The sequence below is a fragment of the Streptomyces sp. CA-106110 genome (assembly GCF_050936285.1).
Classification (GTDB): domain Bacteria; phylum Actinomycetota; class Actinomycetes; order Streptomycetales; family Streptomycetaceae; genus Streptomyces.
On the sequence record NZ_JBNJNB010000001.1, the window covers coordinates 2,182,571 to 2,206,224 of the forward strand.

Annotated in this window: 14 protein-coding genes and 3 pseudogenes; 12 read left to right on the forward strand and 5 right to left on the reverse strand. The window is 70.3% G+C overall.

Annotated features, from left to right (window positions below):
* Positions 1 to 103: 103 nt before the first annotated feature.
* Positions 104 to 1,789: a carbohydrate binding domain-containing protein gene (locus tag ACQEXA_RS10135; protein ID WP_433129479.1), complete on the forward strand. Its 1,686-nt coding sequence runs from the start codon at positions 104 to 106 to the stop codon at positions 1,787 to 1,789.
* Between the two features lie 122 nt (positions 1,790 to 1,911).
* Here the strand turns inward: ACQEXA_RS10135 and ACQEXA_RS10140 are convergent, their stop codons facing one another.
* Genes ACQEXA_RS10140 through ACQEXA_RS10150 form a run of 3 tightly spaced genes read right to left on the reverse strand, consistent with a single transcriptional unit; the run spans position 1,912 to position 7,099 of the window.
* Positions 1,912 to 4,968 (reverse strand): alpha-mannosidase, encoded by a 3,057-nt coding sequence (locus ACQEXA_RS10140; RefSeq protein WP_432935183.1) that lies wholly within the window; start codon positions 4,966 to 4,968, stop codon positions 1,912 to 1,914.
* Positions 4,969 to 4,997: 29 nt separating this feature from the next.
* Positions 4,998 to 6,338: a 6-phospho-beta-glucosidase gene (locus ACQEXA_RS10145; RefSeq protein ID WP_432935182.1), complete on the reverse strand. Its 1,341-nt coding sequence runs from the start codon at positions 6,336 to 6,338 to the stop codon at positions 4,998 to 5,000.
* Positions 6,329 to 7,099, reverse strand: coding sequence for a DeoR/GlpR family DNA-binding transcription regulator (locus ACQEXA_RS10150; RefSeq protein ID WP_433134503.1), 771 nt, complete (start codon positions 7,097 to 7,099; stop codon positions 6,329 to 6,331). Before ACQEXA_RS10150 ends, ACQEXA_RS10145 begins: the two co-directional genes overlap by 10 nt.
* An 81-nt stretch (positions 7,100 to 7,180) precedes the next feature.
* On the opposite strand from ACQEXA_RS10150, the pseudogene ACQEXA_RS10155 reads away from it, so the two are divergent.
* The 3 genes and pseudogenes from ACQEXA_RS10155 to ACQEXA_RS10165 form a co-directional block, all read left to right on the forward strand.
* A pseudogene (locus tag ACQEXA_RS10155) lies at positions 7,181 to 8,575 on the forward strand (beta-galactosidase domain 4-containing protein); the annotation flags it as partial.
* Positions 8,576 to 8,617: 42 nt separating this feature from the next.
* Positions 8,618 to 10,459, forward strand: a complete 1,842-nt coding sequence (locus ACQEXA_RS10160) for a LamG-like jellyroll fold domain-containing protein (RefSeq protein ID WP_433129481.1) — start codon at positions 8,618 to 8,620, stop codon at positions 10,457 to 10,459.
* Positions 10,456 to 10,670 (forward strand): annotated as a pseudogene (locus tag ACQEXA_RS10165) (hypothetical protein); the annotation flags it as partial. The gene ACQEXA_RS10160 and the pseudogene ACQEXA_RS10165, both read left to right, overlap by 4 nt.
* A 107-nt stretch (positions 10,671 to 10,777) precedes the next feature.
* On the opposite strand, the gene ACQEXA_RS10170 reads toward ACQEXA_RS10165, so the two are convergent.
* Entirely contained in the window at positions 10,778 to 12,010 is a 1,233-nt protein-coding gene (locus tag ACQEXA_RS10170; protein ID WP_433129483.1) for a zinc ribbon domain-containing protein, read from the reverse strand.
* A 550-nt stretch (positions 12,011 to 12,560) separates the two neighbouring features.
* Between ACQEXA_RS10170 and ACQEXA_RS10175 the strand changes: the two are divergent.
* Both ACQEXA_RS10175 and ACQEXA_RS10180 read left to right on the forward strand, forming a co-directional pair.
* A pseudogene (locus ACQEXA_RS10175) lies at positions 12,561 to 13,298 on the forward strand (hypothetical protein); the annotation flags it as partial.
* Positions 13,299 to 13,616: 318 nt separating this feature from the next.
* Positions 13,617 to 15,020: a glycoside hydrolase family 16 protein gene (locus ACQEXA_RS10180; protein ID WP_432935179.1), complete on the forward strand. Its 1,404-nt coding sequence runs from the start codon at positions 13,617 to 13,619 to the stop codon at positions 15,018 to 15,020.
* 45 nt (positions 15,021 to 15,065) lie between these two features.
* On the opposite strand, the gene ACQEXA_RS10185 is transcribed toward ACQEXA_RS10180, so the two are convergent.
* Positions 15,066 to 15,953: a helix-turn-helix domain-containing protein gene (locus ACQEXA_RS10185; protein ID WP_432935178.1), complete on the reverse strand. Its 888-nt coding sequence runs from the start codon at positions 15,951 to 15,953 to the stop codon at positions 15,066 to 15,068.
* Positions 15,954 to 16,098: 145 nt separating this feature from the next.
* On the opposite strand from ACQEXA_RS10185, the gene tkt reads away from it, so the two are divergent.
* The 6 genes from tkt (at position 16,099) to ACQEXA_RS10215 (ending at position 23,651) form a co-directional block, all read left to right on the forward strand.
* Complete coding sequence (gene tkt / locus ACQEXA_RS10190; RefSeq protein ID WP_433129485.1) at positions 16,099 to 18,174, forward strand: transketolase; 2,076 nt, start codon at positions 16,099 to 16,101, stop codon at positions 18,172 to 18,174.
* A gap of 19 nt (positions 18,175 to 18,193) precedes the next feature.
* Positions 18,194 to 19,339, forward strand: coding sequence for a transaldolase (gene tal / locus ACQEXA_RS10195; protein ID WP_432935176.1), 1,146 nt, complete (start codon positions 18,194 to 18,196; stop codon positions 19,337 to 19,339).
* The gene (gene zwf, locus ACQEXA_RS10200; RefSeq protein WP_432935175.1) at positions 19,336 to 20,973 is read left to right on the forward strand and encodes a glucose-6-phosphate dehydrogenase; all 1,638 of its coding nucleotides are present in this window, start codon (positions 19,336 to 19,338) and stop codon (positions 20,971 to 20,973) included. The genes tal and zwf overlap by 4 nt, the downstream gene beginning before the upstream one ends.
* Entirely contained in the window at positions 20,970 to 21,905 is a 936-nt protein-coding gene (opcA, locus tag ACQEXA_RS10205; protein WP_432935174.1) for a glucose-6-phosphate dehydrogenase assembly protein OpcA, read from the forward strand. The genes zwf and opcA overlap by 4 nt, the downstream gene beginning before the upstream one ends.
* Positions 21,906 to 22,138: 233 nt before the next feature.
* Positions 22,139 to 23,017 carry a phosphogluconate dehydrogenase (NAD(+)-dependent, decarboxylating) gene (gene gnd, locus ACQEXA_RS10210; protein ID WP_432935173.1) on the forward strand — a complete coding sequence of 293 codons (879 nt, stop codon included), beginning with the start codon at positions 22,139 to 22,141 and terminating at the stop codon, positions 23,015 to 23,017.
* A 7-nt stretch (positions 23,018 to 23,024) separates the two neighbouring features.
* Positions 23,025 to 23,651: a histidine phosphatase family protein gene (locus tag ACQEXA_RS10215; RefSeq protein WP_432935172.1), complete on the forward strand. Its 627-nt coding sequence runs from the start codon at positions 23,025 to 23,027 to the stop codon at positions 23,649 to 23,651.
* Positions 23,652 to 23,654: the final 3 nt, after the last annotated feature.

Sequence of the window (23,654 nt, forward strand, 5' to 3'; positions counted from 1 at the left end):
GTGCTCAAGCCTTGACACTTGGATTGGTCCATACCAACTTGGTTGCGCACCCTTCAGCACTTCTCTGCACTCCCGAACCCCCCTTCCCCCTCAGGGAGATCGCGTGCGCACACTTCTCAGACGCTCCAGACGCGCCTTCTTCGCCCTCGTCGGCTCCGCTGCCCTGGCGCTGGCCGGGGCGGTCGCCCTCCCCGGGACCGCCCAGGCGGCCAACATCCTCTCCAACCCCGGCTTCGAATCCGGCAGCCTCTCGCCCTGGTCCTGCACGGGCAATCTGGGCTCGGTGGTCTCCAGCCCCGTGCACGGCGGCTCCAAGGCCCTTTCGGGCGCCCCGAGTTCGAGCGACAACGCACAGTGCACCCAGACCGTCTCGGTCCAGCCGAACACGACGTACAGCCTGAGCGGCTGGGTCCGCGGCAGCTACGTCTACCTCGGCGTGAACGGCGGCGCCTCGACCTGGACGACGTCCCCGTCGGCGTACAGCCAGCTCACCGTCTCCTTCACGACCGGCGCCTCGCAGACCAGCGCCACGATCTACGTCCACGGCTGGTACGCGCAGGGCACGTACTACGCCGACGACATCAGCCTGGACGGACCCGGCGGCGGTGGCGGCTCCGACACCCAGGCGCCGACCGCGCCGAGCGGCCTGACCTCCACCGGCAAGACCTCCTCGAGCGTGTCGCTGAAGTGGAACGCCTCGACGGACAACGTCGGTGTGACCGCGTACGACATCTACAGCGGTTCCAGTCAGGTGCTGAGCGTCTCCGGTACGTCCGCGACGGTCAGCGGGCTGTCGCCCAGCACGGGCTACACCTTCACCGTGAAGGCCAGGGACGCGGCCGGGAACACCTCCGCGGCCTCCAACTCCGTGTCGGTCACGACGGACGCGGGCAGCGGCGGCGGCACCGGCTTCAAGCAGGCGGCGCCGTACCTGTACGAGGGCTGGGGCGACCCGCCGAGCCCGAGCACGGTGATGAGCGCGACCGGCGTCAAGTGGTTCACGATGGCCTTCGTGCTCGACTCGGGCGGCTGCACCCCCGCCTGGGACGGCAGCCGTGCGCTGACCGGCGGCGTCGACCAGAGCGCCATCAACCAGATCCGCTCCGCGGGCGGCGACATCGTCCCGTCGTTCGGCGGCTGGCAGGGCAGCAAGCTCGGTGCCAACTGCTCCTCCGCGAGCGCGCTCGCCGGAGCCCTGCAGAAGGTCATCGACGCCTACTCCCTGAAGGCGATCGACATGGACATCGAGAACACGGACGAGTTCGAGAACGAGGCCGTGCAGGCGAAGATCCTGACCGCCCTGAAGACGGTCAAGGCCAACAACCCCGGCCTGAAGACGATCGTCACCTTCGGCACCTCGACGACCGGCCCGACCTACTACGGCAACCGGCTCATCGAGCAGGCCCAGTCGCTCGGCGCCAACATCGACGTGTTCACCATCATGCCGTTCGATTTCGGCGGCGGCTCGGACATGTACGGCAACACGGTGAACGCGGCCGAAGGCCTCAAGGCCAAGCTGAAGTCGACCTTCGGCTGGGACGACGCCACGGCCTACTCCCACATAGGCATCTCCGGCATGAACGGACTGTCCGACCAGCAGGAGAACACCACTCCGGCGATCTGGACCCAGATCCGTGACTGGGCGAACTCCCACCACATCGCCCGGCTGGCCTTCTGGGCGGTCAACCGCGACCGGCCGTGCGCGGGCGGCGGCGTGGTGAGCAACTGCTCCGGCATCAGCCAGAACAACTGGCAGTTCACGTCCATCACCGCCGGGTTCACCGGCTGAGTGCGGGGGCGGGAGCGCCCGGCGAACCGGGCGCCCCCGCCCTCCCGGTAAGTGGCCCGACCCAGGCTTCGGTACGGGGCGGGCTCCGGGGTTGAGCCCGGAGCCCGCCCCGTGACCGTCCTCTACCGGCGGGCGCCGGCCCTCTTCAGACGGAGCGTCAGGATCTCGAAGGGCCGCAGCCGGACCGGGACGGAGCCGTTCCCGTCGGTGTCCACCTGCCCTAGCGGACGCTCCAGAAGATCGGTGACCTGCGCTTCCCCGAGCGGGAAACCCGTGCGCAGGGTGCCGGCGGCCCTGCCGCCCCGGGACTCGTACAGCCGCACCACGACGTCACCGGACTCGTCGTCGGCGAGCTTGACCGCCTCGACGGTCACGCCCTCGCCGTCCACCGAGACGACCGGTTCCGGCGCGCCCGCCGCATCCGCCACGCGCAGCGGCAGGTTGAGCGCGTAGCCCTCGGCCACGGCGTCCTCGATACCCGCCCCGGGAAGCAGCGAGTAGGTGAAGCGGTGCCTGCCCTGGTCGGCCCCGGGGTCAGGGACGCGCGGGGCGCGCACCAGGCTGAGGCGGACCGTGGTCGTCGTGCCGCCGTCATCACGAACCGTGCGGGACACGTCGTGCCCGTACGTCGAGTCGTTGATGACCGCGACGCCGTACCCGGGTTCACCGATGTGCACCCAGCGGTGCCCGGAGACCTCGAAGCGGGCCGCCTCCCAGCTGGTGTTGGTGTGGGTGGGCCGCTGGACGTGGCCGAACTGGATCTCCGCCGAGGAGTGCGGTGCCCGGATGTCCACCGGGAAGCCCGCCTTGAGGATCTTCTCGGCCTCGTGCCAGTCGATCTCGGTCTCGAAGTCGACACGGGGGCTGCCCGCGCGGACGGTGATCGTCTGAGTGATCCTCGATCCCCGGCCGAAGCTCCGCTCGACCCGGATCGCGCCGACGAGCGGATCCTCCTCGACCACCGTCACGGAGTCCGCTTCCAGCAGGTCCGTGTACCGCTTCTTGTAGTGCTTGTCGATGTCCCAGGCGTCCCAGTGGTTGGGCAGGTCGGTGTGCAGCCGGAGCAGATTGCCCCGGCCGGCGAGGACTTCGCGGTCCGCACGCAGGTCGCGGACGGAGGACAGCGTCCCGTCCTCGGCCACCTCGACGCGGACCAGGCCGTTGTCGAGGACGCGGCCGCCGGCCGCCACGGGCTTGGGGGGCTCGGCGGCGGTGAGGGGCGCGCTGCCGCCCGCCGGGACCACCACGTACGCGGGTGCGCCCCCGGCCGTACGGACCACCTCGGCGCGGTCGTAGGGGCTCGTGTTGAAGACACGGGTGGCGCCGGGGCCCAGCGCCGCGACCGCCTCGGCCGTCAGCTCCTCCAGCTCACCGGCGACCCGCGCGTACTCCGCCTCCGCCTCCCGGTGCACCCAGGCGATCGACGAACCCGGCAGGATGTCGTGGAACTGGTGGAGCAGCACCGTCTTCCACAGCCGGTCCAGCTTCGCGTACGGGTAGACGTAGCCAGGCGTGTGGAGGGCCGCCGTCGTCGCCCAGAGCTCGGCCTCGCGCAGCCGGTGCTCGGACCGCCGGTTGCCCTGCTTGGTGCGGGCCTGGGAGGTGTACGTGGCACGGTGCAGTTCCAGGTAGAGCTCGCCGGCCCAGACGGGGGCGTCCGGGTACTCCTCGCGGGCGGCCTTGAAGAAGGCGTCGGGGTGCTCGACGACGACCTTCGGGGAACCCTCCAGGTCCTTCAGGCGCCGCGCCCGCTCCATGATCTCGCGGGTGGGGCCGCCACCGCCGTCGCCCCAGCCGAAGGGCGCCAGCGAGCGGGTGGCGCCACCCTTCTCCTGGTAGTTGCGCACGGCGTGGGCCATCTCCGCGCCGCTGAAGCGGGCGTTGTAGGTGTCGACCGGCGGGAAGTGGGTGAAGATGCGAGTGCCGTCGATGCCCTCCCACCAGAAGGAGTGGTGCGGGAACTTGTTCGTCTGGTTCCAGGAGATCTTCTGGGTCAGGAACCACTCGTTGCCTGCGAGCCTGGCGAGCTGCGGGTAGGCCGCGGTGTAGCCGAAGGAGTCCGGCAGCCAGACGCCCTTGGTCTCGATGCCGAAGTGCTCCATGAAGAACCGCTTGCCGTGGACGAGCTGCCGGGCGAGGGCCTCGCCGCCGGGCAGGTTGCCGTCGGCCTCGACCCACATGCCGCCGACCGGCGCCCACTGGCCCTTCTTCACCGCCTCCTGGATCCGCGCCCACACCCGCGGGTAGTTGTCGCGCACCCACTCGTACTGCTGGGCCTGCGAGCAGGCGAAGACGAACTCCTCGTACTCGTCGGCGAGCGAGGTGACGTTGGAGAAGGTGCGGGACGTCTTCCGCTTGGTCTCCCGGATCGGCCACAGCCAGGCGGAGTCGATGTGCGCGTGACCGACTCCGGAGACGATGTGGGCGCTGGCGTGCGCGGGCCTGGCCAGGACGGGCCTGAGCACCTCGCGGACGGCGGCCGCCGAGCCGGAGATGTCGTCGAGGTCGAGGGCGTCCATCGCGCGGTCGAGGGCGTGCAGGATCTCGTGCCGGCGCGGCTCGTGCTCGCCGAGCTCGACCATCAGCTCCCGCAGCACCTGGAGGTCGAGGTCGAGATGCCAGACCTGTTCGTCCAGGACGGCGATGTCGGCGCGCTTGAAGGTGTAGAGCGGCTGGTCGCCCGCCGTGAGCACATCCCCGAGCGGGGTCGGGGCCGCGAAGCCGTTCGCCAGGATGTCGGGGTTCGAGGCGGCCTCGACGAGGTAGTCGATCTCCTCGCCGCCCGCGGCCGGGTGGGCGATCGGGACGTACTGGTTGAGCGGGTTGACGGCCTTGAGCGGCGTCCCGTCGGTCAGATGGACCAGCGCCTCGGCCTGGTTGCCGGGCCAGTCGCCCACGAAGCCGAGGTCGATGACCGCCTCGACCCGTTTGCCCGACCACTCGGCGGGGACCTGTCCCCGCATCCGGAACCAGGTGGTGCCCCAGGGCGGGCCCCAGGGGGTGCCCATCGCGAAGGGCGTGTACGAGGCGGCGGCCGCCTCCTCGAAGGGCACCGGCTCCCCCGGTGCCTGCCATGCCGCGACCTCGAAGGGTACGGAGGCCGCGTAGATCGCGGGCTTGATGCGCTGGTTGTGGAGGCGTGCGACGCGCTCCTCGATCCGGCGGCGTTCGTCGTGCATGGGGGTCTCCAGGGAGAGGGCGGAAGCGCTTATCTGAGGTACGCCAGGCCGGGGTGGACCGAGGTGTAGCCGTCCACCAGCTTGCGCGCCACGTTCACCGAGTCGACGAGCGGGTGCAGGGCGAAGGCCTTGACCGCCGTGGCGCGGGAGCCGGACTCGGCGGCGGACAGCACCTCGCGCTCGACCGCCTTGACCGCGCACACCAGGCCGGTCGCGTGGCCGGGGAGCGGGTCGGCCGCGAGCGGGTGCGCGCCGTCGGCGCCGACCAGGCACGGCACCTCGATGACCGCCTCGGCGTCGAGGGCGGAGAGCGTGCTGCGGTTGCGCACGTTCAGGATCAGGGTCGTGCGCTCGTCGCGGGCGATGGCCCGCATCAGGGCGAGGGCCACCTTCTCGTAGCCGCCGGAGAGGTCGTCGGCGTCCCGCTCGCCGGCGCCCGCCGCCTCCCGGTTCTCGGCCATGTAGGTGGCCTCCCGTTCGGCCCGCGTGCCTTCCCAGACCGCCAGGGCGGACACGTCCGGCCGCTTCACCTCGTCGTAGAACCGGGCCTGCTGATCGCGCAGGAAGGCGCCTCGGGTCTTCTCCGTCGCGCGGTAGGCGCGGACGGCCTCGCGGTTGAAGTAGTAGTAGTGCAGATACTCGTTGGGGATCGCGCCGAGGGACTGCAGCCAGTCGGCGCCGAAGAGCTTGCCTTCCTCGAAGGAACCGAGCAGCTCCGGGTCGGCGAGCAGCCGCGGGAGCCGGTCGCGGCCGGCCACACGCAGGCCGCGCACCCAGCCGAGGTGGTTGAGGCCCACGTAGTCGATGAAGGCCTCGCCCGGCCTCGCGACACCGAGCACCCGGGCGATACGGCGGCCGAGGCCGACCGGAGAGTCGCAGATGCCGATGACACGGTCGCCGAGGTGGCGTGACATGGCCTCGGTGACGAGCCCCGCCGGGTTGGTGAAGTTGATGACCCAGGCGTCCGGGGCCAGCCGGGCCACGCGCCGTGCGATGTCGACGGCGACGGGCACGGTCCGCAGCCCGTACGCGATACCGCCCGCGCCGACGGTCTCCTGGCCGAGGACACCCTCGGCGAGCGCCACGCGCTCGTCGTCGGCGCGCCCCTCGAGACCGCCGACCCGGATGGCGGAGAAGACGAAGTCGGCGCCGCGCAGCGCCTCGTCGAGGTCGGTGGTGGCGGTCACCTCAGGCGCGTCCGGCACGCCCGCGGCCTGCTCGGCCAGCACCCGGGTCACGGCCGACAGCCGCCCGGCGTCCAGGTCGTGCAGCACGACCCGGGTGACCCGGCCCTCGGCGCGGTCCCCGAGGAGTGCCCCGTACACGAGCGGCACCCGGAACCCGCCGCCGCCCAGAATCGTCAGCTGCACGGTTGCACCTCTCCTGCCACGACCACCTCGACGTCCGCCTCCTGAAGCGACGAGCGGGTCGCCGCGTCCACGGGCGCGTCCGTCACCAGCACGTCCAGTGCCTGGGGGTCGCAGACCTTCGCCATCCCGGTACCCGGGAACTTCGCCGAGTCGGCGAGCAGGACGACCCGGTCGCTCGCCTTGATCATCGCCCGCTTGACCGGCACCTCGACGACCGTGGTGTCCATCACCTGACCGCCGGGCCGCACCCCGCTGGCGCCGAGGAACAGCCAGTCGGCGTGCAGCTGGCGGAGGTTGTCCTCGGTCAGGAAGCCGATCAGGGAGCGGTACTCGCGGCGGACCGTGCCGCCGAGCAGCACCAGCTCGATGCCCTCGTCGTCGGCCAGCTCCTCGTAGACCACCAGATTGCTGGTGATCACCGTGAGTCGGCGGCCGCGCAGCAGCCGGGCCAGCCGACAGGCGGTGGTGCCGATGTCGAGCAGCACGGAATCGCCGTCCTGGACCATCGAGGCGGCCCGGGCGGCTATGGAGTCCTTCTCAGGCACGCGCACCGCGGCGACCTCGGCGAAGGGCTGTTCGCCCTCCTCCACGACCGCGCCTCCGTGGACACGGGTGAGCAGGCCCGACTCCTCCAGTCTCACCAGGTCCCGCCGGACGGTGGCGGGGCTGACGCCCAGCTGCTCCGACAGTTCGGTCACGGCCGCGGGGCCGCCTGAGCGCAGGGCCTGCAGGATGAGTCGGTGACGCTGTTCCGCCAGCACGCTGTGAACACTACTCGTCATCTTCAATCAATTCCACGCGCGTTTCTGCGCAGTAATCAACCGATCCGGCAGGGGGCCGCGGGCACACGGGCCGACCACTGGGCCGCCATCGAGGCCACCCCGGGTCTTCAGGGCGGCTTCATCTGGGAGTTCTGGGACCACGGCATTCTCCAGCGCGTGAGCGACGGAAGACCGGCCGGGCGCGCGGGCGCCGATCTGTACGACAACGGTATCGCCACGCCCGGTCACCGCTGGGCGTACGGCAGCGATTTCGGCGACGCGGTGCACGACGGCGCGTTCGTCGCGGGCGGTGCGGTCTTCCCCGACCGCGCGCCCGAGCCGGCGGTGCACGAGCACCCGGAGATCGCGGCCCCGGTGGGCATCGAGCGCTACAAGCACGAGGGCATCGTCCTCACCAACCAGCAGCGCTCCCGGAACCTGGCCTGGCTGTCGGGCCGGTGGGAGCTGGTGCTCGACGACGGCCGCACCCTGACGGCACCGATGGACCTGCCCGATCTGCGGCCGGGTGAGACGGCGACGGCACCGCTGCCGTTCCTGCTGCCGCGCGACGGCGGCGATGCCTGGCTGACGCTGCGGGTGACCACGGCTGAGGACATGCCGTGGGCGCCGCGCGGTACGGAGCTGTGCGCGCCGCAGGTACGGCTGCGGATGGCTCCGGAGCCCGCGGCGGAGGGTCCCGTGCGGGTCGACGCGGAGGGGCTGCTCGTCCATCCGCTACTGACCGCCGCCCCGGCGCTGTGGCTGTGGCGGGCGCCCACCGGCGACGAGCCGGGCGGTGCCGCACCATACCTGCGGTCGTGGGGCCTGGATGCGCTCGTCCGCAAGGTCGTCTCCGTCCAGCGCGACGAGGCCCGCGTGACGGTGCTCGCCGAGTACGCCGGCGCCGTCGGCGTCATCCGGCACCGGCAGGTCTTCACACCCTTTGAGGGCGGCATCCGCGTCGAGGAACAGGCGGAGCTGCCCGAACAGTTCGACGACGTGGCGCGGGTCGGCTCCGTCTTCGAGACGATGGCCGGCCACGACGTACCGGAGTGGTTCGGACACGCGCCGTGCGAGTCGTGCCCCGAGCAGAACCCGGGCGCGCCCATGGGCCACCCCTCCGTCCCCGTGGACGAGCTGTTCACCTCCTGCCCGCGACCGCAGGAGAGCGATGTCCGGCACGGCGTACGGCGCTTCACGCTGTCCGCACCGGACACCACCCGTCTCACCGTCGTACTGGACGAGCCGCGCCAGGTCTCCGTGACCCTCCACCGGCCCTCGACCGTGGGCACCCCCGTCCACGCCGAGGACCCGGCCGCACACCACGACGAGCCGGAGCCGCGCTCCAGCTGCGTGGTGCACATCGACGGGGCACACCGCGAGCCGGGCACGGCCTGCTGCGGCCCCGACATCCCGCCCTCGCATCTCGTCGCACCGGGCGTCCATCGCTGGAGCTGGACGCTGCGCACTCTCTGAACCCCGCGCTTCCCCTCCTCCGACACCTCTCACGGAGCACACGTGTGTACTTCACATGACCACGCCCAGGGCGAGGCCGCGCAGGCCGGAGCCGGCCGACGCAGCTTCCTGCGGGCCACCGCGCTGCTCGGCGCCGCCGCCACCACCGGGGTCGCACTGCCGGCCACCGCCGAGGCGGCGACGGCGAGCCGCCGGCGCCCCGACTCCGAAAGCCGGCGCTTCACTCTCGTCGTGATGCCGGACACCCAGTACCTGTTCGACGGGCCGAGCATCAACCCGGCCCCCATCAAGGCCTCACTGCGCTACATCCTGGAGCACGGCGAGGACGAGAACATCGTCTTCCTGTCCCACCTGGGAGACCTGACGCAGAACGGCGCCGCCGTCGAATTCGACGCGGCGAGCGAGGCGTTCGGGCTCCTCGACCGGAACGGGGTCGGGTACAGCGTCCTCGCCGGCAACCACGACATCCGGTCGTCCACCGACGACCAGCGCGGCCCCACCCCGTACCTGGACGCCTTCGGCCCGCAGCGCTTCAAGGGCAAGCGCACCTTCGGCGGCTCCTCCCCCGACGGCTACAACACCTACCACGTCTTCCGCGCGGGCGGCCGCGAGTGGCTCGTGCTCGCTCTCGACTGGCGGCTGTCGGCGCAGGGCTTCGCCTGGGCGAAGGACGTGATCGCCCAGCACCCGAAGACGCCGGTCATCCTCACCACCCACGAACTGGTCTACGGGGACGACGCGCTCTCGTCGTACGGGGAGCAGCTCTGGGACCAGCTGATCGCGGACCACGACCAGATCTTCCTGACCCTGAACGGCCACTTCTGGCCCGCCGCCCGCGCCACCCGGAAGAACGCCGCGGGCAACGACGTACACCTGCATCTGACGAACTACCAGAACCGGTACTACGGTGGCGCGGCGATGATCCGCCTCTACCGCTTCGACCTCGACCGGGACACCATCGACGTCGAGACGATCTCCCCGTGGATCCTGGGACGGGCGGCCGAAGCGCTCAACGAACTGGAGCGCCAGGAGATCGAACTGACCGGCCCCGAGGACCGGTTCTCCGTGGCGATCGACTTCGAGCAGCGCTTCTCCGGCTTCGCCCCCGTGCCTCCCCGCCCCGCGCGACCCACCTCCCAGATGCTGGTCCGCGGCACCGTCGCGTACTGGCGCTTCGACGGCCACGACGACGGCGCCGCCGTGAACGGCACGGTCCGCGACCTGTCGGGCCGCGGCAACGACCTGACCGTCGTCAGCGTCCTGGACGGCTCCCTCACCTGGTCGTCGGACCACCACCCGGACCAACCGGGGCACGGCAGCCTGCGCTTCCAGGGGTACAAGTCACCGCTGCGCGGCGCCTATCTGCGCACCGTCGACGGCGTCCCGCTCAACACAGCGACCTTCTCCCGCGGTTACACCATCGAGGCGTTCTACAAGGTGCCCGAGGACTGGGACGCGTCCCACAACGCCTGGGCGGGCCTGGTCAGCCGGACCGGCACGGGCGGCGCGGCGGGCAAGACGCAGGACGATCCGGACGAGCCGCTCGCCACCCTCTCGCTCTCCGACGGCCCCGGACCCCAGTGGGCCGTGCGGCCCCTCAACCAGGAGGGCATCGCCACCAACTGGGGCGACGAGACCGCACGCGAGACCTGGTGGCACCTGGCGGTCGTCAACGACGGCAGCCACACCACGATGTACGTCCAGGGCTGCCCCGTCGCCCGCAATCCCAACGCCCGTACCGTCGGCCTCGCCTCGGTCGGCCTGCCGTGGCTGCTCGGCGGCTACGAGTACGGGGGCAGGATCGACCAGATCCACCACGGGTGGCTCGGTGACGTACGGATCGTGGACCGGGCGCTGCCAGTCTCCCAGTTCATGAACCACTGACGTCCCGAGGATTCGACGCGACCACGACCGAGCGGCAACTGACCGTCTGGGCCGATCCGTCGTCTCCCCCGAACACCTCGACGCCCAGGGCGCCTCCCGGCGTCAGCTTCTGCGCCGAGCGGGCCTGTTCGGCGCCGCCTTCACCCTCGGTTCCGCGGCGGCGGCCCCTGCGGCCGCCGCCTCCGGGCGGGGCTTCGGCGACGGTGACCCGTGGGCCGACACGTGGTTCGATTCCAACCCCATCTTCATCGACGTGGCAGGAGCCCGATGAGACGTGAACCTCCCCGGCCTGAATGCCGGGGCTTCTGCCTTTGCGCTTCAGGCGACGCGGGCGAGTGCCCTACCAGCACCCGGATGGGCGGTGGTGTCGTCTGAGATGACAGCACTGTCGACAGCTACACCCGCCGCAGTGGTGCCTGTGCGGGTGGCCCGGTTCTGGGCGCTACGCCGTTCTTCCCTGCACGCCGCACCCGCACGTCCGACGACGTTCTGATGGTAGGCGTGCAGTGACCGCTGGAGCGAGCTCCAGCCGGTCTGGGACCGGCGATACGTGACCTCAATGTCTAGGTCTGGGTCCGGGACGAAGGTCCCGTCGTTGACGGCAAGCGTGTGGATATTGACGCCGCCCACGGCGTCCCGGTGGCACCGGAACCCGCAACTCTCGTTCTTGCAGACGTACTCACGCCCGCGGACCTTGGTCCGCGTGTTGCACCTCGGGCACGTCTGGGAGGAGTGTGCCTCGCTGATGTGCTCGAGCCTCAGGCCGGTCTTGTACTGGAGGAAGTCTTCCTGCCGGCCGCGAGACCACTGCGACAGCTGCTGCCGCGTCGAGCGTGAGGCACGGCGCTTCTTGTTCGTGTTCTGCTCGATCCCACGCACGTCACCCGCGACCAGGCGGACGCCTACGACGGTGGCCGGCCCGGATATCTCCTGGTGGTGCTCGGTCCACGTCTCGTGGACCTCACGCGTGAACTGTTCGGCCTTCGCGCAGACCTGATGGTCGAAGTCGTGCAGACGTCGTTCGGTCTTTGCTTCGACCTGCTTCTTCGCCGCCACGAGACGCCGATGCTTCCTGGAACCGTTCTTACACCTGGACATGCGAGAGGTCAGCCGGGCGACAACCTTGTTCCGGTACCTCTTCGCGGAACGGCCCTGGCGGCCGTTGACGACCAGGACCTTCATGCCGCCGTCCGGCATGGGCGCGGCGAGCGTCATCGGGTTGATGACACCCTCGTCGATCGCCACCGTCACCATCGGCCGGCCCTCAGCCCGCCCTGGAAGGGCCTTGCTCGGTGCGGTGTAGGAGATGTGCAGGGACCACGACCTGTCGTTCCGGTCCCAACACAGGCGTATCTCGCCCCAGTCCTTCGGTGAAACCGGTTGGCCGTCGCGTGAGATTACCTCCGGCAGCGGAAGCACGACCCGTCCGCGGCCGCGCCCAAGAGACAGGGCAAGCCGGCCTTCGGGGGTGATCCGCCAGCCGAACTTCGCGGAGAACGACAGCGGCCGGTACTTCTTCTCCCGCCAGGGAGCCCGCGCCTTCAAACCCAACGCGCGATTGGCTCTTGAGGTCGCCACCGCGTCCCACAAGTCGTAAGCGATGGCTTGCGCGGTGTGCGCGTGGAAGGGACGGGCCTCGACAGGAAGCGAGGTGACGTACCGGCGAACATCCTCCTTGTTTGGAGTCTCACCCGCATCCCACCGACCACGCAGCCATGCAACGGCCTGATTCCATAGGTCCGCCGCTGCGTGGCATGCATCGTGAGCACGCACATGGTCCGCGCGGTTCAACCAGACGGGAACAATGGCTGTACGGCCGACGAGACCCGCATCTTTTCGGGCCTTCAACGACGCGAGGCGTGCGGCAACCGCCGGCGACACAACCTTATTCTCAACCTCTACGTTCCCAGACATTGCCACACCCCCTCATCAATTCCCGCCCCCCACAGTCCCGGCATCCGTACACGGTGCAACCGACACCACGGCCAGCAGACTGCCCCTTCTGACAAGCCAGTTGAAGACTAGGGCATACGACTGACAATCAACCGTGCGGCAGCAGTGGAGCGTGGTCCGCCGCTACGCGGCTCCGGGCTGAGGATGAGCTAACACCGACTCCCTGGGCGGCGGTCAGGGACTGGCGAGCCGTGCCGACGGCTCGCTGCTGTACCGGGGACTCGCCGACATCCCGCTCGACCTGCGCATCAACGGCTGGAACCACGTGGGCGACCCGGACATTGCCGGCGGCGATGTCTTCGACGCCTACCAGGGCCCGGACACGGCGACCTCGAAGATGTTCGCGGTGACCACCCCGGCCGGGCAACGCTATGAGTACGTCCACCAGCTCGACCCCGGCGAGAAGCTCAACAACTCCTTCGCGGCGGTGTCGCCCGACGGGCAGTGGCTGGTGTCGGGCGAGTGGGGCGACCAGAGCCGCCTGCAGGTCTTCCCCGCTCCCCTGCTCAACGCGTCCACCCCGCGCACCGGCGGGGCACTGCCGCAGGCTCCGCAGATCACGCTCGACAAGCCCGTGCGCGACATCCAGGGTTGCGACTTCGTGAACGAGACGCAGCTGCTGTGCGCGTCGGACGACGGCTCGAAGACGCTGTTCCCCGAGGACCGGGCGCTGCTCCAGGTGGACCTGCCGCACAAGCTGGACGGCGGCCCGGTCACCGGACACGTGACCAGCCTGTTCGGCCTGCCGCAGCGCAGTGTGTGCAGCGGCGCGTTCGAGGCGGAGGGCGTGGACTACGACGCGGCCCGCGGCACCCTGCGCGCCGAGGTGGTCCAGCCCGGCGTGTGCACGGTCGTGACCACCGTCTACTCGTACCGCCGGCAGTAGCGCCCCTCGGGCGCAGCACGGCGACAGGCTCTGCAGGACGGCGGTGGGGTTTTCCCGCCGCCGTCCGTCCGTGCCACGCGGTCGACGGCGCTCCGTGTGCTCCCGCCCCTCGCTCATGGGCTGCTCATACGGGTCGAGCATGACGTCGATGCCCTCAACTCCCGTACCACAGAAGGATTTTCTCCGCTTCACCTCTTGACGGCCGCAGTGGCGGAGAGCACATTGTCCGCGCGGCTTGAGAGCGCTCTCACGAATCTCCACGCGGCTCCCCGGCTCTCCTGCCCGCACTCCCCCACTCCGTACCCGAAGAGGCAGCCCATGAAGGACACTTCCGGCATACCCGCCAGACATCGGCCGTTGCGCCGCGCGCTCGTCGGTGTGCTCAGCACGATGGGTCTGGCGGTGGCGGCCGCCACCGTCGCCACCCTGCCCGCGAACGCCAACGCCCCCACGCCACCGGCGGGCTGGAGCCAGGTCTTCCTCGACGACTTCAACGGCGCGGCAGGCTCCGGCGTCAACACCGCCGACTGGCAGTACGACACCGGCACTTCCTACCCGGGCGGCCCCGCCAACTGGGGCACGGGCGAGGTCGAGACGATGACCTCGAGCACCGGCAACGTCTCGCTCGACGGCAACGGCAACCTCCTCATCACGCCACGCCGTGACGCGGCCGGCCACTGGACCTCGGGCCGCATCGAGACCACCCGTACCGATTTCCAGCCCCCGGCAGGCGGCAAGCTGCGCGTCGAGGCCCGCCTGCAGATGCCGAACGTCACCGGCACCGCGGCCGAGGGCTACTGGCCCGCCTTCTGGATGCTGGGCGCGCCCTACCGCGGCAACTACCAGAACTGGCCGGGCGTCGGCGAACTGGACATCATGGAGAACGTCCAGGGCCTCAACAAGGTGTGGGCCACCATGCACTGTGGCACCAGCCCCGGCGGCCCGTGCAACGAGACCACCGGTATCGGCAACTCCACCGCGTGCCCGGGCACGACCTGCCAGTCCGGCTTCCACACCTACGCGATGGAATGGGACCGCTCGGTGAGCCCGGAGGCGATCCGCTTCTACGTCGACGGCGTCAACTACCACACGGTCACGGCGAACCAGGTGGACGCGACCACCTGGGCCAACGCCACCAGCCACGGCTTCTTCGTCATCCTGAACGTGGCGATGGGCGGCGGCTTCCCCGACGCGTTCGGCGGCGGCCTGGACGGTGACACACAGCCCGGCCACCCGATGGCGGTGGACTATGTGCAGGTGCTTCAGTCCACGGGCGGTGGGAGCGGTACCACACCTCCGCCGTCCGGCAACCGCGACGCGTACGGCACCATCCAGGCCGAGTCGTACGACACCCAGTCCGGCGTGGCGACCGAGTCCACCACGGACACCGGCGGCGGCCAGGACATGGGCTGGATCGCCAACGGCGACTGGGCCCTGTACAAGGGGGTGAACTTCGGGTCCAGCGCGGCCACGCAGTTCCACGCCCGGGTCGCGAGCGGTGCGGCGAGCGGTGTGAGCGGACTGGTCGAGGTGCGCCTCGACAGCCGTTCGAACGCACCGATCGGCAGCTTCGCGGTGGCCGACACGGGTGGGTGGCAGAGCTGGCGGACCATACCGGCGAACATCGCCTCGGTCACCGGCACCCATGACGTCTATCTCACCTTCACCAGCGGCCAGCCGAACGACTTCGTGAACGTGAACTGGTTCGGCTTCGGCCACTGACAGCGAGTACCGAGGGGGTGGGTCGAGCGCCCACCCCCTCCTTCGTCATCTCAACTCCGCCCGGAACGCGGCCGGGGTCGTGTCCGTGTGCTGGTGGAAGAACTTGGAGAAGTTCGCCGCGTCGGGGAAGCCCACGGCGGCACCCACGCGGCCGATCGGCAGGTCCGTGTGGGCGAGGAGGCGTTTCGCCTCCAGGATCACGCGCTTGTCTATGAAGCCCTTCGGCGTCTGCCCGGTGGCGGCGCGGACGGCGCGGACCAGAGTGCGGCGGGAGTAGCCGAGGGCGTCGGCGTACGCGCTGACGCTGTGGTTGACCGCGAAGTCCTGCTCGACCGCGTCCCGGAACCGGGTGAAGGTGGTGTCCGCCTGCTCGCGAGCCGCCTCGGCCGAGCTGGCCGCCAGATGCGCGAGGCGCAGCAGGAGCGCGGTCAGGGAATGGCGCAGGACCTCCGTGTGCAGACTCAGGGGCAGGGTGGACGTGTCCTCGTACTCACGCTGGAGCTGGGCGAGGGAGGCCCGCAGTCCGGCGAGCTGGGCCGGATCGGGGTGCAGCAGCGGCGATTGCTCGTAGCGGTACAGACCCGTGGCCTCCACGGTGGCGCGCGGCAGAAAGCCGGGCTGCATGGTCAGCACGGTCCCGCGGTACTCGCTCGCACGGGAGAAGCGGTGGACCTGACCGGGGCGGATCCACAGGAGGTCACCGGCCGTCAGCCGGTACTCGGCGAAGTCCACCATGTGCGTCACGGGGCCGCCGTCGAGGAGCATCACCGCATGGAAGTCGATGCGGTGGACGCGCTCGACCGGCGCGTCCTCGTGCCAGGTGCCCCCGGCGTCCATGGGGCCCACCTGCATACCGACACCGCAGACACTCCGGTCGACCGGAAAGGGGTACGTCCGGATCCAGTCGTCGTCCTGGGTGGTTATGTCCGCCATATCCCTCTCGCGCCGCCTCGGTGCCTCTGTGGATGTCCCACTTTCACCGAAGGCTGACACAGGGGCACCTTCCCCTGCAAAAGTCAGACTTTTAATTTTGAACGCGTTCTGTCAGCGATCCCCGTTCAGTGAGGACTTCTTGAAGATGAGTGCGCAGAGCCCCGACGGATTCGAGTGGACCGAGCTCGACGGGCGAGCCGTCGACACCGCCCGTGTTCTCGCCGCCGACGCGGTACAGAAGGTCGGCAACGGCCATCCGGGCACGGCGATGAGCCTGGCCCCGGCGGCGTACACGATCTTTCAAAAGGTGATGCGGCACGATCCGGCCGACCCGGAGTGGACCGGCCGTGACCGCTTCGTCCTCTCCCCGGGCCACACCTCCCTGACCCTCTACACCCAGCTCTTCCTCGCCGGCTACGAACTGGAACTGGAGGACCTGAAGGCCTTCCGCACGCACGGTTCCAAGACGCCCGGCCACCCCGAGTACGGCCACACCGCGGGTGTCGAGACCACCACGGGGCCCCTCGGCCAGGGCGTCGCCAACGCGGTCGGCATGGCCATGGCCTCGCGTTACGAGCGCGGCCTGTTCGACCCGGACGCCCCCGAGGGCGCCTCGCCCTTCGACCACACGATCTGGGCGATCGTCTCCGACGGCGACCTGGAGGAGGGCATCTCCGCCGAGGCGTCCTCGCTCGCCGGCCACCAGAAGCTCGGCAACCTCGTCTTCCTCTACGACGACAACCACATCTCCATCGAGGGCGACACCGCGACGGCGTTCTCCGAGGACGTACTCAAGCGCTACGAGGCCTACGGCTGGCACGTGCAGCGCATCGAGCCCGCCGGGAACGGCGACGTCGACGTCCACGCGCTGTACGCGGCGCTCGAGGCCGCCCGGGCCGAGACCGAGCGCCCCTCCATCATCGCCATGCGCACGATCATCGCGTGGCCGGCGCCCGGCGCACAGAACACCGAGGCGGCCCACGGCTCGGCGCTCGGCGAGGACGAGGTCGCCGCGACCAAGCGCGTCCTCGGCTTCGACCCGGACAAGAGCTTCGAGGTGGCCGACGAGGTGCTCGCCCACACCCGCCGGGCCCTCGACCGCGGCGCCGAGGCGCACACCGCCTGGGACAAGCGCATCGCACAGTGGCGCACCGCGCAGCCGGAGCGCGCGAAGCTGTTCGACCGCGTCCTGGCCGGCCAGCTGCCGGAGGGCTGGGAGGACGCGCTGCCCGTGTTCGAGGAGGGCAAGGCGGTCGCCACGCGCGCCGCGTCCGGCAAGGTGCTGCAGGCTCTCGGTGCGATCGTCCCGGAACTGTGGGGCGGCTCCGCCGACCTGGCCGGCTCGAACAACACCACCATCGACAAGAACAGCTCGTTCCTGCCCAAGGGCAACCCGCTGCCGGAGGCGAACCCGTACGGCCGCACGATCCACTTCGGTATCCGCGAGCACTCGATGGCCGCCGAGATGAACGGCATCGCGCTGCACGGCAACACCCGCGTCTACGGCGGCACGTTCCTGGTGTTCTCCGACTACATGCGCAACGCGGTGCGTCTGTCGGCCCTGATGCAGCTTCCGGTGACGTACGTGTGGACCCACGACTCCATCGGTCTGGGCGAGGACGGCCCGACCCACCAGCCCGTCGAGCACCTGGCCTCGCTGCGCGCCATCCCGGGCCTGAACCTCGTGCGCCCGGCCGACGCCAACGAGACCGCCGTCGCCTGGGCGGAGATCTTCAGGCGGCACTCCACCTCCCCCGCCCCGCACGGTCTCGCCCTCACCCGCCAGGGCGTACCGACCTACGCGCCGAACGCCGAGGCGGCGAAGGGCGGTTACATCCTCCGGGAGTCCTCCACCGGCACCCCCGACGTCATCCTCATCGCCACCGGGTCCGAGGTACAGCTCGCGGTCGCCGCGCGGGAGCGGCTGGAGGCCGAGGGCGTGGGTACCCGGGTGGTGTCCATGCCGTCCGTCGAGTGGTTCGAGGAGCAGCCCGCCGCATACCGCGAGCGGGTCCTTCCGCCGTCCGTGAAGGCCCGCGTGGCGGTCGAGGCGGGCATTGCCCTGACCTGGTACCGGTACGTCGGTGAGAGTGGACGCATCGTCTCCCTGGAGCACTTCGGCGCCTCCGCCGACGCCAAGACCCTGTTCGCCGAGTACGGCTTCACCGCCGAGCACGTGGCCGCCGCGGCCCGGGAATCCCTCGCCGCCGTCCGCGGTTGATCCGATCGCCAGAAAGAAGATGATCACAGTGACCGAAGCGATTGAAGCAGCAGAGCCGTTGAAGCGCCTGTCCGAGGCGGGCGTGTCGATCTGGCTGGACGACCTGTCCCGCAAGCGGATCGAGTCCGGCAACCTGGCGGAACTCGTGGCGCAGAAGCACGTGGTGGGCGTGACCACGAACCCGTCCATCTTCCAGGCCGCCATCGGCTCCGGCGAAGGCTACGAGGAGCAGCTGTCCGACCTCGCGGAGCGCGGCGTGACGGTCGAGGAGGCCGTCCGCATGATGACCACCGCCGATGTCCGCGCCGCCGCCGACATACTGAGGCCCGTGTACGAGGCGACGGACGGCCGGGACGGCCGGGTCTCCATCGAGGTCGACCCGAGGCTGGCCCACCGCACCAGGGCGACCGTCGCCGAGGCCAAGCAGCTCGCCTGGCTGGTGGACCGCCCGAACGTGATGATCAAGATCCCGGCGACCGAGGCCGGGCTCCCGGCCATCACCGAGGTGATCGGACGGGGCATCAGCGTGAATGTGACGCTGATCTTCTCCTTGGAGCGCTACCGCCAGGTGATGGACGCGTACCTCGCCGGTCTAGAGAAGGCCAGGGCCGCCGGGCTCGACCTGTCCGCCATCCACTCCGTCGCCTCGTTCTTCGTCTCCCGCGTCGACACGGAGATCGACAAGCGTCTGACGAAGCTGGGCACGGACGAGGCGCTCGCGCTGAAGGGCAGGTCCGCCCTCGCGAACGCACGGCTCGCATACGAGGCGTACGAGGCGACCTTCGCCGGTGAGCGCTGGCTCTCCCTGGCGGGTGCCGGGGCCAACAAGCAGCGTCCGCTGTGGGCCTCGACCGGTGTGAAGGACCCTGAGTACAAGGACACGCTGTACGTCGACGAGCTGGTCGCGCCCGGCACGGTCAACACGATGCCGGAGGCCACGCTCAACGCCACCGCCGACCACGGCGCCGTGCGGGGCGACACGGTCACCGGCGGCTATGCGCAGGCCCGCGCCGACCTCGCGGCCCTCGAGCCGCTCGGCATCTCCTACGACGAGGTCGTGGGACAGCTCGAGGACGAGGGCGTCGCGAAGTTCGAGGTGGCCTGGGGCGACCTGCTCGAGGCAGTCGCAGTCTCTCTGAAGAACAAGGGAGTTGACGGAGAATGAGCGAGGAGATGTCCCCCCGGACGTCTGCCGGGAACGCGGAACCCCAGGGCGGGGCGCCGGGGGCCGCCGACGCGCCGGGCACGGCCGCCGCGCAGCAGCCGGACCCGGTCACCGACTGGGAGAACGTACTCCGTGACCCGCGCGACCGGCGTCTCCCGCGGATCGCGGGCCCCTCGGGCCTGGTCATCTTCGGTGTGACGGGCGACCTGTCCCGCAAGAAGCTGATGCCGGCCGTCTACGACCTCGCCAACCGGGGTCTGCTGCCGCCGGGCTTCTCGCTCGTCGGGTTCGCCCGACGCGACTGGGCCGACCAGGACTTCGCCGAGGTGGTGCACGACGCCGTCAAGGAGCACAGCCGTACGCCGTTCCGCGAGGAGGTCTGGCAGCAGCTGGCCGAGGGCATGAGGTTCGTGCCCGGCACCTTCGACGACGACGACGCCTTCGAGCAGCTGCGTTCCGCCATCGAGGAGTTGAGTGCCTCCCGGGGCACCGGCGGCAACTACGCGTTCTATCTCTCCGTGCCGCCGAAGTTCTTCCCGCAGGTCGTCCAGCAGCTCAAGAAGCACGGGCTGGCGGACGCGCCGGCGGGCTCCTGGCGGCGCGGGGTCATCGAAAAGCCGTTCGGCCACGATCTGGCGAGCGCGCGTGAGCTGAACGCCATCGTGCACGACGTGTTCGCTCCGGACCAGGTCTTCCGCATCGACCACTACCTGGGCAAGGAGACCGTCCAGAACATCCTGGCGCTGCGCTTCGCCAACCAGCTCTACGAGCCGATCTGGAACCGGTCGTACGTCGACCATGTGCAGATCACCATGGCCGAGGACATCGGCATCGGCGGCCGCGCCGGCTACTACGACGGCATCGGCGCCGCCCGTGACGTCATCCAGAACCACCTGCTCCAGCTGCTGGCCCTGACGGCCATGGAGGAGCCCATCGCCTTCGACGCCGAGTCCCTGGCCACCGAGAAGCTCAAGGTCCTGCGGTCGGCGAAGCTCCCGGAGGACCTCGGCAGCCACACCGTACCGGGGCAGTACACGAACGGATGGCAGGGCGGCGAGAAGGTGGTCGGCTACCTCGAGGAGGACGGCACCGACTCGGGGTCCACCACGGACACCTACGCGGCCATCAAGCTGGAGATCGACAGCCGCCGCTGGGCGGGCGTCCCCTTCTACCTGCGGACCGGCAAGCGCCTCGCCCGCCGGGTCACCGAGATCGCGGTGGTCTTCCAGCGGGCGCCGCACTCCCCGTTCGACTCGACGGCCACCGAGGAACTCGGCGAGAACGCGATCGTCATCCGGGTGCAACCCGACGAGGGCATGACCGTGCGCTTCGGTTCGAAGGTGCCGGGTACCTCGATGGAGATCAGGGACGTCACGATGGACTTCGCCTACGGCGAGTCGTTCACCGAGTCCAGCCCCGAGGCGTACGAACGGCTGATCCTGGACGTACTGCTCGGCGACGCGAACCTCTTCCCCCGCACCGAGGAGGTGGAGGCGTCCTGGAAGATCCTCGATCCGATCGAGGAGTACTGGGCGACACACGGCAAGCCCGCGCAGTATCCCGCGGGTACCTGGGGTCCCGAGGAAGCCGACGAGATGCTCGCACGAGACGGACGGAGCTGGCGCAGGCCATGAAGATCGATCTGACCGACACCACGGCAAGCAAGATCAACAAGGCGCTGGTCCAGGGGCGTCGCTCCCTCGGCACCCCCGCTGTGGGCATGGTCCTGACCATGGTGATCGTGACCGACGAGGAGAACGCGTACGACTCGCTCAAGGCGGCCGAAGAGGCCTCGCACGAGCACCCCTCGCGCACCCTGGTCGTCATCAAGCGGCACTCGCGCACCTCGCGGGACCGCACGTCCTCGCACCTCGACGCCGAGGTCCGGCTGGGCACCGACGCCGGCACCGGGGAGACGGTCGTACTGCGGACGTACGGTGAGGTCTCCGACCACGCCGACTCGGTGGTCCTGCCGCTGCTGCTGCCGGACGCGCCCGTCGTGGTGTGGTGGCCGGTGGACGCGCCGGACAACCCGGCGAAGGACCCGCTGGGCGCCCTCGCGCAGCGCCGGATCACCGACATGTACGCCATCGACGCGCCGCTCGACGCGCTGGAGACCCGGGTCTCCTCGTACGCGCCGGGCGACACCGACCTGGCCTGGACACGGCTCACACCGTGGCGCTCGATGCTGGCCGCGGCGCTCGACCAGGCCCGTGCGACGGTGACCTCGGCGGCCGTGGAGAGCGAGGCCGAGAACCCGAGCGCCGAGCTGCTCGCCCGCTGGCTCCAGGCACGCCTGAAGGTGCCGGTCGACCGGGTCGTCACCGCCGGACCGGTCGTCACGGCCGTCCGGCTGGGCACGGAGAAGGGCGAGATCGTCATCGACCGCCCCGAGGGCCCGCTGGCCACCCTCAGCCTGCCGGGCCAGCCCCCGCGCACCATGGCGCTCAAGGTCCGCCCGACCTCCGAACTGATCGCCGAGGAGCTGCGCCGCCTCGACGCGGACGAGATGTACGCCATCGCCCTGCGCGGCGTGGACGCCAAGGGGAAGGCCCCGCATGCCTGACAGCCCCGGGCCCACCCGTCGCCCCGGGCGGACGGCCCCGGAGCACCGTGCGGGGCCGGTGCTCCGTCCGGACCCGTGCGAGCTGCCGGCCCGCGCGGAGCCGGGCAGGGTCCTCGCCCGACGCGTCCAACCGCCGCCGACCGAGGGCGCCGGCGTCCTCGGTCCCGCCCACTCCACCGCCCACCGCCGCCCTCGCGGCCGCGTTCCGCACACTCAGGAAGAAGTGAACTGATATGCAGATCGGACTCATCGGTCTCGGCAAGATGGGCGGCAACATGCGCGAGCGGATCCGCCGCGCGGGCCACACCGTCGTCGGCTACGACCACAACCAGGACATCTCCGACGTCAAGAACCTGAACCAACTCGTCGAGCAGCTCGAGGCACCGCGCGTGGTCTGGGTGATGGTGCCGGCTGGCGGTCCCACGCAGTCCGTCGTCGACGAGCTCAGGGACCTGCTGTCCCCGGGTGACACCGTGGTCGACGGCGGCAACTCCCGCTGGACCGACGACGAGAAGCACGCCGCCGAACTCGGCATCAAGGGCGTCGGCTTCGTCGACGCGGGTGTCTCCGGCGGTGTGTGGGGCCTGGAGAACGGCTATGCGCTGATGGTCGGCGGCGACAAGGAGCACGTCGAACGCCTCCAGCCGATCTTCGACGCGCTCAAGCCCGAAGGCCCGTACGGATATGTCCACGCCGGCCGGGTCGGCGCCGGGCACTTCTCCAAGATGGTCCACAACGGCATCGAGTACGCGATGATGCAGGCCTACGCCGAGGGCTGGGAGCTGCTGGAGAAGGTCAAGTCGGTGGAGAACGTCCGCGAGGTGTTCCGCTCCTGGCAGGAGGGCACCGTCATCCGCTCCTGGCTGCTGGACCTCGCGGTCAACGCCCTGGACGAGGACGAACACCTCGACAAGCTCCGCGGTTACGCCGAGGACTCCGGCGAGGGCCGCTGGACCGTCCAGGCCGCCATCGACAACGGCGTACCGCTCCCGGCCATCACGGCGTCGCTGTTCGCCCGCTTCAGCTCGCGGCAGGACGACTCGCCGCAGATGAAGATGATCGCGGCCCTGCGCAACCAGTTCGGCGGTCACGCCGTCGAGTCCGCCAAGTAGGTCGGCCGTGGGCGACCTCCTGCTGGTCCGCCACGGCGAAACCGAGTGGAGCGAATCGGGACAGCACACCAGCTGGACCGATCTCCCGCTCACCTCGCGGGGCGAGGAACAGGCCAAGTCCCTCGCCCCGCTGCTCGCCGGACGCACCTTCGCACTGACCCTTACCAGCCCGCTGAACCGGGCGATACGCACCGCGGTGCTCGCCGGCCTGTCGGCCCCGGAGGTCGAGCCCCGGCTGCACGAGTGGGACTACGGCGGCTACGAGGGGATCACGACCGCCGAGATCCAGCGCACCAGACCCGACTGGTGGCTGTGGACCGACGGGGTTCCCCCGGGCCCGCCTGGGCACCCCGGTGAGTCGCCCGGCGCGGTGGCGGCTCGCGCCGACCGGGTGCTGACCCGGATCGGGCCCGCGCTTGCGGAAGGCGATGTGCTGCTCGTGGCCCACGGCCACTTCCTGCGCGTCCTCACCGCTCGCCACCTCGGCCTCTCGGCCGCCGAGGGGCGGTTGTTCCAGCTCGGTACGGGGACGGTCAGCCGGCTCTCCACCGAACACGGCCGGCCGGTGATCGCGGAATGGAACGCCACCGGAACTTCCGTGACCCCCCACCAGTTTCCCTCTACGTCGCTGTAGAAA